Annotated in this window: 10 protein-coding genes; 5 read left to right on the top strand and 5 right to left on the bottom strand. The window is 35.7% G+C overall.

The features are described from left to right. Nucleotides 1–5 precede the first annotated feature (5 nt). Nucleotides 6–1,151, top strand: coding sequence for a glycosyltransferase (locus tag HHL23_RS06070; RefSeq protein ID WP_169233917.1), 1,146 nt, complete (start codon nucleotides 6–8; stop codon nucleotides 1,149–1,151). Nucleotides 1,152–1,273: 122 nt separating this feature from the next. Here the strand turns inward: HHL23_RS06070 and HHL23_RS06065 are convergent, their stop codons facing one another. Genes HHL23_RS06065 through HHL23_RS06050 form a run of 4 tightly spaced genes read right to left on the bottom strand, consistent with a single transcriptional unit; the run spans nucleotide 1,274 to nucleotide 4,180 of the window. Then, the gene (locus tag HHL23_RS06065) at nucleotides 1,274–1,858 is read right to left on the bottom strand and encodes an acyltransferase (RefSeq protein ID WP_169233916.1); all 585 of its coding nucleotides are present in this window, start codon (nucleotides 1,856–1,858) and stop codon (nucleotides 1,274–1,276) included. A gap of 15 nt (nucleotides 1,859–1,873) precedes the next feature. Further along, on the bottom strand, nucleotides 1,874–3,205 hold the full coding sequence (locus HHL23_RS06060) for an ANL family adenylate-forming protein (protein WP_169233915.1): 1,332 nt from the start codon (nucleotides 3,203–3,205) through the stop codon (nucleotides 1,874–1,876). Then, the gene (locus HHL23_RS06055) at nucleotides 3,202–3,897 is read right to left on the bottom strand and encodes an SDR family NAD(P)-dependent oxidoreductase (RefSeq protein WP_169233914.1); all 696 of its coding nucleotides are present in this window, start codon (nucleotides 3,895–3,897) and stop codon (nucleotides 3,202–3,204) included. The genes HHL23_RS06060 and HHL23_RS06055 overlap by 4 nt, the downstream gene beginning before the upstream one ends. Further along, entirely contained in the window at nucleotides 3,887–4,180 is a 294-nt protein-coding gene (locus HHL23_RS06050) for a hypothetical protein (RefSeq protein ID WP_169233913.1), read from the bottom strand. The genes HHL23_RS06055 and HHL23_RS06050 overlap by 11 nt, the downstream gene beginning before the upstream one ends. Nucleotides 4,181–4,324: 144 nt before the next feature. Here HHL23_RS06050 and HHL23_RS06045 point away from each other — a divergent pair, with 144 nt between their 5' ends. From HHL23_RS06045 to HHL23_RS06035, 3 genes are all read left to right on the top strand, one after another. Beyond that, nucleotides 4,325–5,467: a glycosyltransferase gene (locus HHL23_RS06045; protein WP_169233912.1), complete on the top strand. Its 1,143-nt coding sequence runs from the start codon at nucleotides 4,325–4,327 to the stop codon at nucleotides 5,465–5,467. An 88-nt stretch (nucleotides 5,468–5,555) separates the two neighbouring features. After that, complete coding sequence (locus tag HHL23_RS06040; RefSeq protein WP_169233911.1) at nucleotides 5,556–6,707, top strand: glycosyltransferase; 1,152 nt, start codon at nucleotides 5,556–5,558, stop codon at nucleotides 6,705–6,707. Between the two features lie 11 nt (nucleotides 6,708–6,718). After that, entirely contained in the window at nucleotides 6,719–7,270 is a 552-nt protein-coding gene (locus HHL23_RS06035; RefSeq protein ID WP_169233910.1) for a serine O-acetyltransferase, read from the top strand. 632 nt (nucleotides 7,271–7,902) lie between these two features. Here HHL23_RS06035 and HHL23_RS06030 read toward each other — a convergent pair. Further along, entirely contained in the window at nucleotides 7,903–9,591 is a 1,689-nt protein-coding gene (locus HHL23_RS06030; protein WP_169233909.1) for a helix-turn-helix domain-containing protein, read from the bottom strand. Nucleotides 9,592–10,280: 689 nt separating this feature from the next. On the opposite strand from HHL23_RS06030, the gene HHL23_RS06025 reads away from it, so the two are divergent. Next, nucleotides 10,281–15,248, top strand: a complete 4,968-nt coding sequence (locus tag HHL23_RS06025) for a T9SS type A sorting domain-containing protein (protein WP_169233908.1) — start codon at nucleotides 10,281–10,283, stop codon at nucleotides 15,246–15,248. Nucleotides 15,249–15,454 lie beyond the last annotated feature (206 nt).

Raw genomic sequence — 15,454 nt, 5'->3', positions numbered from 1 at the left:
CACACATGAAAACATCTAAAACTAAAGTATTATTCAGATTACGGTCTATGGAAACTGGTGGTGTACAAAAGGTTTTATGTGACATTATGAAAAACATTCCTGCAGATCGGTTTGAAGTTACCCTACTCCTCAATTTAAGGCAGGGTGAAATGCTTCCATTAATCCCTAAAAACGTTAAGGTTTTTCATTTGGCTGAAGGAAAAGAACAGTTTTCAAATAACCCATTGATGCACAAATTACAACTGGCTTCAAGAAGAGTCAGATTGGAAATTTATCACAGGTTTCCTCAACTCATCCAAAAACTGATACAGTTTCAGCCGGATGTGGAAATAGCTTTTACATCTTCAGAATTTGAGGCGTTACTGAAAAGTCCTTTTAAAAAATCAAAAAAAATAGGATGGTTCCATGCAGATATAAGGGATGCCGCAGCCACTGAGGCGGATAAGCTTACTATTATAAGACAGCTTAAGCAGATGGATACTGCGGTTTTTGTCTCGCAACAAACCAGAAACATCATAAAAGAAGTGTATCATGAAGAGATCCCGAAAGGGCTTGTCATTTATAATCCGTTTGAACACGAGGTCATTAAGGAAAAGGCTCGCGAATTTGAGGTAGATTTTAAGACAGATCTGCCTGTTTTTATTTCATTAGGAAGGCTTATTCCAAGAAAAGGAAACAAAATTTTAGTTGAAGCCCATAAAATACTAATCAACAAAGGTTTACATCATAAAATCTGGCTTTTTGGAAATGGACAGGATAAAGAGGAATTGTTGAATTTAATCAAAGAGTACAGCATTGAGGATTCTTTTATCATTAAAGATCCGGTGATCAATCCTTACCCTTATTTAAACAAGGCTGATTTTTATGTACTGCCTTCCAAATCGGAAGCCTACCCTTTGGTGATCGGAGAAGCATTGATTTTAGAGAAGCCGGTTGTAGCAACCAACGCCGGCGGAGTAAAAGAAATGATGGATGATGGCATCAACGGAACGATTGTAGAATATGATGCAACGAAACTGGCTGAGGGTATGGAAAGATTTTTAACGGATAAGGAGTGGGTAGAAACCATCAAACTCAACAATAAAACAGCTTCCCAAAGATTTAATAATCAAAAGATATACAATCAGATTATTGAGGTGTTAAAAAAATAAAAGTGATCAGCTGATCACTAAAAATAAAAGGTGGCTTCGAGAACCGCAGCCACCTTTTATTTATGTAGGAGATTAAATTTCCCCAAAAAGATTAGATATAATGATTCCTGTGGAATGCATTTTTATGATTCAGATCTTTTCTTATAGGCTTTTGCCTTTTTAAATTCATAGGGCAGATTCTTTTTCAGCCATTGATTAAGCTCTGTTCTGTTTTGCTCCAACTCACGGGGATACATGGTATTCAGATCGAGTACAGATTCTGCATATTGTTCCACAGAACAAATAAATCTCGCCGGATTACCTGTAAAAACAGTATTATCAGGGATTGAATGGGTAAGAACAGATCCTGCACCCAGGATACAGTTGTCTCCCATTTCCACATCCTGCTGAATCACACAGTTGGAACCAATGGTACAGTTCTTCCCTATTTTTATTCTGCCGAAAATTCTGACATCTTCGAAGCCTTCAAGACGTCTCAGGGTCATTGTTGTTCCGCCATGATTCACAAAACGTGTACCTCCTGCAATCTGTGTCTTATCTCCTATTTCAATAAGAAATGGTTCTGAACCAAAATAAACTCTTTCAAAAACCTTAACACCTTCCCCGAGTTTCAACCCCTGAAGCACACATACTTTGGTGTAGATCTTCATGTAAAGTCTTTCCCAAAAAGTAAAGCAGAAAAGCATTAAGCGATAAAAAATATACATATGTTTTTTTTATAATTAAATTTCTTTCTTAAATCTGGCCGTAACGTCCAATGAATGGGTAATAATAAGTTTACTCGGCACCTTATATCTATCCAGTTCCTCACGGCACTTTTGTAAAATGAGTTTTTTCATTTCTTTTTCGTCATTCCCCTCGGTAATCACAACTTTGGCGCAAACCATCTGACCTGTAATGGCATTGTCTTTGGCAAAAACTGTGGTATCGATCACTTCCGGAATGAGATTGATGACATCTTCCACTTCTTTTGGAAGCACCTTTAAACCGCCTACGTTAATGACTTTATTAATCCTTCCCACTATTTTTAGGTAACCGTCTTCATCCACCTCAACAAGGTCTCCTGTGGCAAACCATCCTTCTTTTGTAAACTGGCTGCTTTCCTGGTTCACATAGCCTGAAACCTGATTTTTCGACAGCAAATACAACTGTTCGTCAACTACTTTGAACTGATAATTAGGATCAACGATCTTAAAGAAAAGGCTTGTAGATGATTTGCTTTCTGTCTTTAAAATTCCGGTTTCACTGGTTCCGAAGGTCTGTAGAAATTTAGTGGAAGGTATTTTATTTTTCAGTTTATCCAGTAAATGCTGAGGCATTCTTTCGGTACCATAAGTAATCATTTTAAGGCTTGAAAGGTCATATTTATCAAAATCTTCCGTCATGAGCATCAGATTCAGAAAGGTAGGACTTGTAGGCAGTACCTGAATTTTTTTATCCTGAATCAGCTGCATGATATATTCAGGGTTCCTGTTGGCAGGAATAGTAATCTGCGAGCCATTGTTCAGGCATCCAAGCAATGTATTAATTCCTCCGATATGATCAAAAAGCAGGAAAAGAATAAAATTCAGATTCTTTTGCTTCTTCGGCTCTTTAAATTCTGAGATAATTTCACTGAAATTATGCACCATTACTTTCGGAGCTCCTGTAGTTCCACTCGAAAACAGCACCAATCCTGATTGATTCTTATCCAGAATCTCATCATATTGTTCAACCCTGTCAAATACTTCATTAACGGAGGTAACTACCGTCTTTTTATTTTCAAAACTAATGATTTTCGTCACTTTTGCCGCCTTCTGTTTATTTTGAATCTCTGTATCCGTTGTGGGAACAATGGGAACGATAATGCAGGGAAACTGTGAAAGCGCCAGAAGCATAGAAATACTTTCAAAGCTGTAATCTGACTGGACAGAAACGACGTCATTGGGAATGATACTGTTTTTCAGTTCATCAGTAACCTTTGAAATCTGGTCTCCCAGTTCGGGATAGGTATAGGTATTATTTTCTTCTATAATACTTAATCCGGAATAATGGTGTAATTGGTTTAGATTCATAATCCTCCTAAGTATATAATCTGTCCTGTAATAAAGTTGCTTTTGGGTGATATAAAAAAGTCTATCACGTTTTCCACATCTTCAAATTCTCCTAAACGGTGAATCGTCTGCTGGTCCAGAAGCTGCTGAAGCTTATCTTTTGGAATCACTTTTATCAGATCTGTATAAATTGGTGTAGGCCCTATAGCATTTACCGTAATCTGAAAATCGGCAAGTTCTTTAGCCAAAATCTTCGTCATTTTTTCTACGGCGGCTTTAGAGGAAGCGTAAATCATTTCTCCCTCCAGATTCAGGGGAACAGCTACTGTGGAGAAGTTGACAATTCTTCCTCCTTTATTTCTCATGACTTTTGCACATTCTTTGGCAAAGAAAAAGCTACCGAAAAAATTAGTTTCAAAAACTTTTTTCACGGTAGAGCCGGGTGTCAGCAGGGAATGATTCATAGAAGCGATACCTGCGTTATTGATAAGGACATCTATTCCGTCAAACTTCTTTTTTGCTTCTCTTACTACGCTGTTCACACTTTTTTCATCGGTAACATCACAGATAAAATGGTGGTAATTGTCGTGAGAAAGGTCGCTTTCGCTTCTGCTGCATCCCAATACATTGTACCCTTTTTCCAAATAATAGTGGGTCAGATGAAGGCCAATTCCTTTACGGTTTCCGGTAATGAAAATTGTTTTATTCTTCATCGTCCAGCTCTAGGATAAACTTGGTTAGCTCTTCAACATTGGAGAACGGGCTTGTACTTCTGGACATTGCTCTTTCGCTGGAAAGACTGAATACTCTATCATATTTTTCCTCCAACACTTCTTCAAGATCCACTAAAAAATTAACCAGACCTATAGAATCAAATATTCCACTTCTTCCGATCAGTCTTTGGGTAACCGTTACTTCTTCCGTCTCGATTCCGTTATTGTCTACGAATTCTTTAATAGTTTCAATTACAAGGTCCTGTACTTCTTTTTTTTCCATTTGAATTTTTAATTTTTACAAATTTAATAATTATTCTTTTCCTTTCAATTGTAAGTTCTTTTCTTTTTAGATCTAGACGTAATTTCTTTTTTTTACTTTTGTAAAAATCTCTCCCCTTAAGAGATTCCAATTCAAAAAAAACAAATGAACAAAAAGATCCTGTTTATATACTACCAGAATATAAAGGCCAATGGTATTTCAAAAGTTCTCGCCAACTTAACTTCAGAATTAGCAGACAGCGGATATGATGTTGAAATTCTATTCTTAATGGCTCCCCATAAAGATTTTTATCATATTAACCCAAAAGTAAAGAAGCATTACATTGATTCGTTTGCCCATCCATCCAGTAAAGGAGGGAAATACATTCTAGAAAAATTTAAATTTGTTCCCAAAGTATACAATATTTATTCCTACTTCTATGATCTGGGATCTTACAAGGTCTTAAAAAAATGGATACAAGAGAATCATCAGAATTATGAAACGATTGTTTCCTGTTGGTATAAACTTTCTTCCATGCTTTCTTTAGACAAGGAAGTTAGCAAAAAAACCATTGCCTGGGAACATATGAGCTATAAATCCGGAGGTTTGTTTTGGAACAAAGGCTTAAGACGTTACTATAAAAATTTAAGAACCATTGTAAGTACCAATATTCCCGGTGAGAAACATTATAAGGAACTTAATAAAAATTCCCTCACCATTTATAATCTCATGGACAATGAGATTGACAATCAAAAGTATATTGAACCGGACCAAAAGAAGAATATCATTTCTGTGGTTGCAAGGCTTGATCCTGAAAAGAATATCAGTGAGTTCATTGATATTATTTCTCAAGTTAATTTGCCTAAAGATTGGAAAGTCGTGATTATAGGCAGTGGCAGAGAAGAAAAACGTATCCAGCAGGAAGTTATTGATAAAAACCTAACTTCTAAAATTGAACTTTTAGGAAGCAGGAGCATGGAAGAAGTCTATCAGCTTCTTATTTCCTCAAAAATCAACTGCCTCACCTCTACTGTTGAAGCATTACCTACCATATTGATACAGGCTATGTTCTTTTCCAATGCCCTGGTTGCCTATGACTGTAATTACGGTCCTTCCGATATTATTAATGAAGGTAATGGGTTTCTCATTCCTGTCCATGATAAAAATAAATTTATACAGGAGCTTCAAACGCTAACGAATAATAAGGGAGCATTAGATGCACTGATGAAATCTTCTTATGAAGAATCGCGCAAGTGGAAGAAGGAAAAAATAGCACAGGAATGGAAAAAAATACTTCAGAAAAATTAAAACTATTCAATTAAATGGTTTATAATACCTGTTGGTACTTATAATTTTCTGAAATTTATAAAATAATATCGTGATTGATAAAAAGTGTATGTCACAAAAAAAGAAAATACTTATCCGGATTGGCTCTCTCCGACATGGTGGTGCAGAAAAAGTTCTTATCAACTTTCTCAAAAACCTTCCTGAAGACAAATATGAAGTCGATCTGCTGATCAACCTCTACACAGGAATGTATATTAAGGAAGTACCATCATGGGTCAATCTCCATTATCTTATCAAAGGGGAAATGATCACGACCAACAGACCGCATGAAATTCCGGTGAAAGCATTCAGAGTGCTTTATCAGAAAATGTTTCTGTGGTGCCCTTCCCTTCTTTATAAGTTTGTTCTCAAAAATAAAAAATACGACGTAGAAATAGCAGCTATTCACGGGATGTACAGAGAACTACTTTCCAGCCCTCAGAAGGATTCAAAAAAAATCATCTGGATACAGAATGACATTTTTAATCTGAAAGAATATACTCCGGATGTGATCAGGCAGCTTTTCAGGTTCGACCGAATTCTGGTTATTTCCAATAAACTGAAAGAAGAAATGCAGAAGGTGGCCCGGAATGACCAGGAAAAGCAGGCGGTTATCAAAATTTTCAATCCGATTGACAAAACTGACACTTTAAATAAAGCGAATACGGCAATTGATGACTATCCTTTTTCCAACCAGCTTCCCACTTTTATAACCATTGGAACGGTTTATCCGCAGAAAGGCTATGACCGACTTCTGGATGTCCATAAAAAGCTTATAGACGAGGGATTGAAGCATCAGATCATCATTATTGGCGACGGTTTTGATTACGAAAACATTCAGACGAAACTTAATCAGTTAGGTCTTCAGGAAACGGTAAAGATGTTGGGCTTCAGAAGCAATCCATATCCTTATCTGAAAAAAGCTGATTTTTATGTGATGTCTTCCAGGCATGAAGGCTTCCCTACCATTATTGCAGAAGCATTAATTTTGAATAAGCCGGTTGTATCCACAGATGTTTCCGGGATAAAAGACCTTCTTCAGGAAGGAAAATTAGGCGTTATCACCCCCAATTCAGAGGACGGGATCTATGGGGGAATGAAAAAATTCCTTACAGATATGGAACTTGCTGGCCGCTACGAAAAAGAAATTACCTCCGCTGATCTGCCTTTTGTCCTGCAGAAATCTGTAGCGAAACTTCAGGAAATTATTGACGAATTATAAATATTTAAAGAATGGGTTATACAGTTATACAAAAAGATTTTTACCGGGAAAGCGGAAAATGGCTCTCTTTATTTGAGATCTGCAAAAAGTGTATCAATCCAAACCTGCATTTTATTTATATTTTGAGAAAAGCTCAACAGTATAACAAAAAGCCTGTTATAGGAATATTCTGGAAATGGGTTCTCAGACATTATCAAATAAAATACGGCTACCAGATTTATCCTGAAACTGAAATTGGAGAAGGTTTTTATTTGGGACACTGGGGAAGCTTGGTCATCAATCCCAAAGCAAAAATTGGAAAAAACTGTAACCTTGCCCAAGGGGTGACTATTGGCCAGCAAAACCGTGGTAAACTTCAGGGTGTTCCTACAATCGGTGATGAAGTCTGGATAGGAGCCAATGCGGTCATCGTAGGCGGAATTACGGTTGGAAACAATGTTTTAATTGCCCCCAATTCGTATGTGAATTTTGATATTCCTTCCCATTCTGTAGTCGTTGGGAATCCCGGCACAATTTACCCAACAGAAAGAGCCACAGAAGCTTATATCAATAATAAAATATAATAAAACATTGCTATCAATTTATAAATTGATAGCATTTTTCTTTAAAAAATAATTTCTCTATTATGGAGAAATTATTTTGTCGATTTTTGTTAAAGAAATTTTTGAAAATGAAGCTCTGTCTTAAATTTTTAATCTTTCAAAAAAACAAACACATAAAAAAACTCACTTTCTAAGCATGCCCCAATTTTCTATATTGCCTCATTTTTTATTATTCCTGAAAACCTATACCTTCACGAATCTGATTTAAATCAAAATATAATCTTACATAAAAAACAGTAAATAACCTGAGTCGGGTTAAACGAAATCTTCAATAGTGTCAAATTAATAGCTGTTTTTAACATGAAAATTCTGATTCAAATAATTCTCAACCAAGAGTAACCGTCAGAAGGGTTATTCGTTTTCTAATTTTTTTCTTGACAATACTTCTCACGTCACGTCCCATCAGCCTGGCCACAAAAGGACAATAGGATTTCATTCTATTTCCCTCTAATTACCCTACCCCATATCTGCCACGACTCCCTTGATAAATACCGATTAGCTCTTCTATCATTTTTGGAACCATGAAGATGATGATTCCTCAATATTAATATGTATCAGAAGTGTAATAAAAATGAAATTGAAGTTTAAAAATTCTATGAAAACTTGCTCGACCGGATATTATTAATTTCTTCTCTTCTCATTTTCAAAAAATCCTGAGGGCGTATGCCATTTTGCTCATAGAAGATATTGGAAAAACTTTGTCTATTACTAAACCCGCAAGCTTCTGCAATATCCTCAATAGAATATTTCGCCCAATCCTTATCATTACATATCTTTTCTGTAGCGTACCCGATCCTTAGTTTATTAATATAGGTATTGAAGTTACTTTCTTTAAATTCGTTGATATATTGTGAAAGATAAGAAGTATTGGTTTCAAAATTTGCAGCAAGCTTTCCTGCGGTTAAACCTTTTTCAAGAAATCCATTACATTTCTCAAATTCGGAGAAATTCTGCTTCAATTTTTTGAGTAGTTTTGAATCCATTTTGGAAGTTCTTTCTTTGACGGCTTTCTCTTTAGGAAGATCAAAATTGTTGATTTTAATGAGCAGCTCTTCGTATTTTCTCTGTACTTCTTTTTTGCTTTTCGATCGGTAATATAAAGCATATCCCAAAATCAAAATTAATACACCACTTACTATAAGGAGATATTTTCCATAAGAATTCTTATGCTCCAAATTGGCTTTTGCCTCCAATAATGCTTTCTCATCATAATCTTTATGCATTCGTGTAGACAGATATTTGAAATCATTTGAAATTAATTTATCTGCTTTTAAGAGTTGTCTAGTGTAGTGTAATTCCTGTTTCGGGTCATTATATTTTTTGTAATAGTTAATAAGTTCCTCAAAATTTTTCCGCAATTCCGGAAGGATAAAATGATGCTTGTTGAAAATAGAATCCACTTTCTTGTAATTCTCCAAAGCCAGTTGTTCCTCACCCAGTTTTTGCAAGCATTGCCCTTTGTAAAAATAAATTACTGAAATCCAGGTAAAATCATTTATTTTAATTAATTCCGGAAGAGCAAGATCAAAACTTCTGATCGCATTATCATATTTTTTCTGATGGAAATCCGAGATACCTTTTGCTTTTTCAAAATAGCTTTTTTCCAGATAGAAAGATTTGTCTTTTGGTATTTTATTCAGACCTTCATTTATTAATTTTTGGACTTCCTTATCTTTTCTAAAAGACTGATGACAGATAATTATCTGATGTAGCGTATTAAGATAACCTTTCTGATTATTATAGATGAGATTGGGGTGGATATTCGCTCTTGTATTGGGTTCAAAATAATCTAAGCATTGTTGGAAAATTGCCAAGGCTTCCGGATAATATCCCAAATAGCTTTTTACAACCCCTATATGATACAGATTTTCATATTTCAAATATTGGTCATTAGCATTTTTCGTGTATTCATATCCTTTTAGATATTCATCCAAAGCAGGCTGAAATTTTCTGTAATTAAAATAGTAGATTACTCCTTTATTCATATAAGAGTTACCGATAAAATCTTCATTTTTTGATAGTTTTGCAGCTGCAATTGAGCTATCGGCATATATCAGTTTTTTGTCAGGTGAGAATAATATAGCATCCTTATAAATTTGATAGAGCTCGGCATAGTTTTTTTCTTTTTTGGCAGTAGATATTGCCAGATTGACAAAGACAAACGCTCTGGTGTCGTTTTCATCATATTCCCAATATTTATTTCGCAATTTCGAATAGAAATCTTGTGCTTGCAAAACTGTGGTTAGGAAAAATAAGAAAAATCCTATTTTTTTTTGGATCATTTGCGTGTTTTTATAAAAAGTAATCAGCCAAAAATAAAGAAAAAAACGGTCATTGAATTAGATAGTTTGAAATTAATGACATTATTTTCAAGAACAATAATAGCATAACAATCAATTATTTACCAGCAGTCTTTGTAAAGATTTATAAATTTTTACATCAGTATTTATAAATCTACCCTGCAACTTCTTGGATGCATTGCTTCACCATCTTACCTTAGCAGTATAAAAATTCAAAATTTATGGATACAAAATTTTGCTAGAATACTCATCAATGAACACTTGAATAATAACTTAAAACAAAAAATGAAGAAAAAAAAATTATTGTCAACTACCATAATTAGCTTTTGTCAACAACTTCCTATTGAGACAATAAATGATGAATTAAAAAACCATTGCTAAGTAGAATATCAAGATATTGAAGTGTAAGTAATTTATGAGGAACATTTGGGGGAGTCTTACTGCATATTGCTTCTTCCCGACAAAACTGTCCCTCGACTTGAAAAAAATAAATGATGGTCGACTACTTTTACGCTTTACTTAACCTCAACTCAGGTAATATTTTATTTATTGCGAATTCTATTCTTCAATAATAGGTAGGATTGGAATTCATCGTCTATAATATAGGTTTCCCTGTATCTTACAAAAATCAAACATCCTATTTCGAAAAAACACTTTTAATTTTTATACGTATGAAAAAAAAATCGACTTTAAAGATTTTTGCTGCAGCCTTTTGTATTGCATCATCTCATGCTTATTCGGGAACAATTCTCGTCCCCAAGCCTAATGAGACAAGTATTGGGCCTAATCATAAAGCACCTGTACCACCTAGTGTTTATGATCTGGATCCTCTTATCGTCATTTCACAAAATGTGAATGAAAAGGGATTGGTTGTCATGAGCGGCCAGTTTTCCAAACCTTTTACCGACAGTAATATTCTCCTCTCAATCAAGTATCAAAATACTCAGGGAGAATGGATTACAGTGTGGTGCAAAACGTTATACTCTTATAATCAGTATAACGAAACTTTAAAGGCTACTTTTGAGTTGCCTGCGTCTGTAAACACCACATACAATTTAAAGGTTGAATTAAGCTCAGATTCCAGCACAGCTGATTTCAGCAGTGTGTATTGGGGTAAAACCGTAAGCCATTACAAGCTCTCGGATTATTCACCTGCAAATTGCGATTTGGACGAAAATGAGTACACCATTCTTTTAACACCAAAAAAAGAAGGAACTCTTATCACAGATGCGAATGGAAAAGTAACAGGGGTAAAAGACAGGGTGACCTCGGTATACTGGTGGAATAAGCTGGGAAATGTGATTATGAACAACAAAAAAAACAATGTTGTTTTTTCTCCTAAAAACCCGGCGACTTTGTTTGACAGCAATGGAATCAAATCCATTAAAATGCTGAATCAAGGCGCAGTAAGTGATACTTTAGGATCTACACCTGAGTTTATTTATGATGTAGTTGCAGGGCATCCCAGTCCTTATCTGCATAGTTATAATGATCCTGTATATATGTTTGCAGGAAAATTTTCCATCAATGGTTTGTTGCTGAAATTCAGCCAATTGCCGGGAGATTTATACGCTCCGGGTTATCATGACTTTAGAAATCCAAATCAACTGCAAAGTAGATATTTCAACACCTACAATACCATCTACGAAAAGCTGGCAGATTTCATTACAGATCAGGAGCCGGTTGTAGTAGTCTCCAGCCAGGTAACAGGTTTCCGGGTTTATAAAAGTGACGGACAGTTTATCAGTATAAAATCTGCAACAGGACATAGTAATTACGGAGCGTTATTTTTTGGATATGGCAACGATCAGGCAGGAGCAAGAAGAGGTCCGGGATCTGAAAATCTAATCATTTCAAACACTCCTGAAATGACACTTTACGGAATGGGTGCTCTAAGAAATGATGCTACAACTTCCTCTCAATCTGTAAGATCTCTATCAGACATCGAGTCTGAGATTGCTAAGTTCATCAATTATGTAGGTGTGTTTGGCAACGTTAAATTGAGTACTACCGATTGTGCAAATACCTGTTATCTGCTAAATGCCGGAGCTGTTCCTGACAACACTGCAGTAGACTGGACCAAGGCTCCAAACAGTTATGTTTTTACCGGAAAGGATAAAAATGGAAGCCAGGTTGATGGTTTTTATATTCCTGTAAAAAAAGCTTACGAAATGTGGGCGAAAGGTGGAGATTTCATGAAAGATGACACTGGCAATTATACTAAAATTCCAGACGGCACTGCTAAAGCAGGACTGTATTGGGAAGATGAACCGGGACTCATAAAATCTGTTACTTTGGAAGGCACGGGAGAAAATGCAAAAATCAAAGTACTGATTAATAAAGTAAAAGAAGGTAATGCCGCCATATCATACAAAGTAAATGACCAAATTTACTGGACATGGCACGTATGGGCAACTGACGATCCTGCTATTAATGGGAGTACCTATCATCACGGCTTTGAAAAAGATAAAGAAGGAAATGTAGTTGCAGACTGGAAATGGATGGATAGAAATTTAGGAGCAACCAATGCCAATTTCGTTGGAAACGACTGGCACAAATCTGCGGGACTACAATACCAATGGGGAAGAAAAGATCCTTTTCCTTCATTTAGTCTTAAAGATTTAAGTCTCTATTCAATAAGCGGTGAAGTAAATTTATCACTAACTGATCCCAATTTTCAATCTAAATTTGTAAGAATAAGAGGAAATAAATATTCTGCTCAGCTTAATACAGGTACGGATACACCAAATGGTAATATAAGATTTTCTATAAAAAATCCGATCAACTTTATTGCTTCTCCTGTATATGTTGCTAAAAATGACCAACCTTTATTAAATGATGGTGAAGATTATTTAAGACAAAAACAAAATGGTTCATGGCAGGGAGTAGGGATAACCACTTGGTTCTCTAAACAAAAATACAAAAAATTCATCCCTCCTTACCGCGAAAATATAATCGCATGGGATCTATGGGGAGATACACGTCAGGGTAATTATTCAGATCTTGATGATCCTCTAGCTGGAGAAACGAGTGCGAGATATGCATTGAAATCACCGTATGATCCATGTCCTTGTAATTGGAGGGTTCCTTCAAATTATTTTTCTGGAGGAAAAAATTCAGGTACTCCAATGCCTAATGAAAGCAGATACAGCCCTTGGGGAAAACATACTGGAAATGTAAATGATCCTGAGTTTAGACCAGATGTTTTAAATACTGATTATCCTGGAATAAAAGTTTATCCTCAGTTTGGATTTGATTTTTCGGGAGTTTCCGGAATGAATTTAGGCAAGTTTCCTATTAATGGAAGTTATGAAGGATATCCTAATACAGCAACACCCACAAAATATGGAACAGGGTGGATAACTCCGGTAATCAATTATCAAGACCAAAGTGCAGATGGTAGCTTATTAACCTCTACAGTTATTACCGCATCTGAAACTATTCCTGAAATAGGAACCTATTTACCAACATTCGGTGTAGCCAGCTTGGTGTTAATTTCTGACCCCTTCAATAAAACGGGTCATACTACAGTAGGTTGGCATAATTTTTCAGGCACTGCTTATGGTGGTAGCGGTGGCATCCGTTGTATATATGATCCCAACAATTCTTTTATGCCAAAAGCATTTGAAACTGAATTTGTTGCTTCAGCTACTGAAACGTATTCTACTGAAACTTTAAAATCATGGACTAAACTGCCAAACAGCTATGTAGAATATACCAATCCTGCTTTGGTAACTCCTAATCCGAATGGTAATAATATAGATACCAATAAAGACAATGACAGGATTATTGAAATACCTTTAAGAAAAGCTTATGCAATGCACAAACTACATTTAAGCACAGATTTTTCTTTCCCAGCAGAAAGCACAAAATCGTCGTCTGTAGTTTGGACTAGTAATACAAATCTGATCCAAAAAATGGAAATTATAAATGGATCTATAGATGGTGCTATTTTAAAAGTTACTTTAAATCAAAATCAAACAGGTAATGCTGTTGTTGCCTTCCATGTAGGTTCAGGAACCTGGACAGCCAATAAACATAATGACCCTGTTGTATGGAGCTGGCACATTTGGGCTCCAAGGTCTGTCATCGAAACCTATACTTTTGATCCGGAAAATGCCGCTAATGGAGGAGTTATAGACGCCAATGACCAGTTTGTAGATCCAATGACCAGTGCGGGTGTTCCTATGAAAACCACCTTTATGGATAGGGATTTAGGAGCCAGATTACCTTTTATTAATGAGCATTTTTATGCATCTGGAAATATGGCAACCGATAAACCTTTAGGTACTTGGAATAATAACAATCCCGCAGCTTTTGCAAGATTAGATCAAATGCATGATAGCGGTGGTCTTCATTTCCAATGGGGGAGAAAAGATCCTTTACCTGTATTCTACAATCCGGGAATTTTCTATAATTATTATCAACAAAGTACCGGTACAAGACCCTTCAATAATTATTTTGTATATAGGCAAAATAATCCGACAAACCCAACAACGGGTGTTATTCCATATACAGCTAATATGCAAGAACCTGAATATTTAACCAATTTTACTCAAACTTATTCAACTGCGGCTGCCAATATTTCGGCATCTGATTCTAAGGCAGATAAATTGAAAAAGGTTTTAAAATATTCTGTAAACAATCCGCTTAGTTATTTATATCAAACAGATACAGCAAAAATAGACTGGGTGTCTGATGAAAACGGGAATATGCCTGAAAGATGGGGACATGCTACAGAGAAATCTCCTTACGACCCTTGCCCTGCAGGCTGGAGAATAGTAGACCTTGAAAGCGTTTCTACCGGAGTTATTCTTGGCAATCTTATTTCTAAGGGAAATACTCCATGGTTTTATAATGCCAAATTTACGAATTCATATGGAATGGATCCTGGTAATATTAATGCTATGGTAAGTAATGAACCGTATGATATAAACAAAATGAAATATTTAGGTAGGTTTGTATATGGAAATCTTGCAGGTACCGGTTCATTCAGATATGGATTTGTATTAAATAAACCTGAGTATAATATAGGCGTATTTCCAAATAATGGCATCAGAGGATTTAACGGTGGAAAAACTTTGGATGCTACGAAAGGGGGGACTAATCCTACATTTATGAAATCTGGGATTTGGACTGCTGCTAATCAAGGAGGAGGAGGCTCTTCTTTAGGGATGTTGTTTAATGCTGATGTGTCACCAAGTACACAAAGTGAATCCAGTCTATACTTCCTTACACCCACTTTCGGTTTCCGTCCGCAGGCAGCAATGTCTTGCCGTTGTGCAGAAATTAAGTACGATGCCTATGGAAACGAAATCGGAAGATACGAGCCTTTTGCCATTCCCGTTCCTCAGAATGCTTTAGCTAAAGCAACCAACATTCTTGCAAAAACTGTAATCGAGGAAAAAGTAGCTCAAAACAAGCTTGAGTTCTTCCCGAATCCAGTGAAGAGTCTGTTGTATATCAAAGGAAACGACAAAGCAAAAGATTACTATTACCAGATTTATAATATTTCCGGTCAATTGGTAAAGTCAGGGAAGTTTGAAAATGAACAGACTGATCTTTCTTCTTTACTGTCAGGCGTTTACTTAGTAAGAATCAACAATTCTGAAACGATAGTGAAGATTATTAAACAATAAAATAATAACCTTTTATAAAGATGAACCGCCTCAATGTAGATTGAGGCGGTTTTTTCATGCTTTAAGAATATTTTAATCTCCAATTTTAATTTTATCATTTATAGTTTGTAATTTTATCTTAGCTTTTTGAGTTTGGGTTATTAATTTTTCAGGCAAAGTCATTCGAAAACTGCATGTATCAGTCGCTTTAAACATGATTTTAAGCA

The organism is Chryseobacterium antibioticum, assembly GCF_012927325.1.
In the GTDB taxonomy this organism is placed as follows: Bacteria; Bacteroidota; Bacteroidia; order Flavobacteriales; family Weeksellaceae; genus Chryseobacterium; species Chryseobacterium antibioticum.
This window is presented reverse-complemented; position numbering and strand designations above follow the sequence as displayed.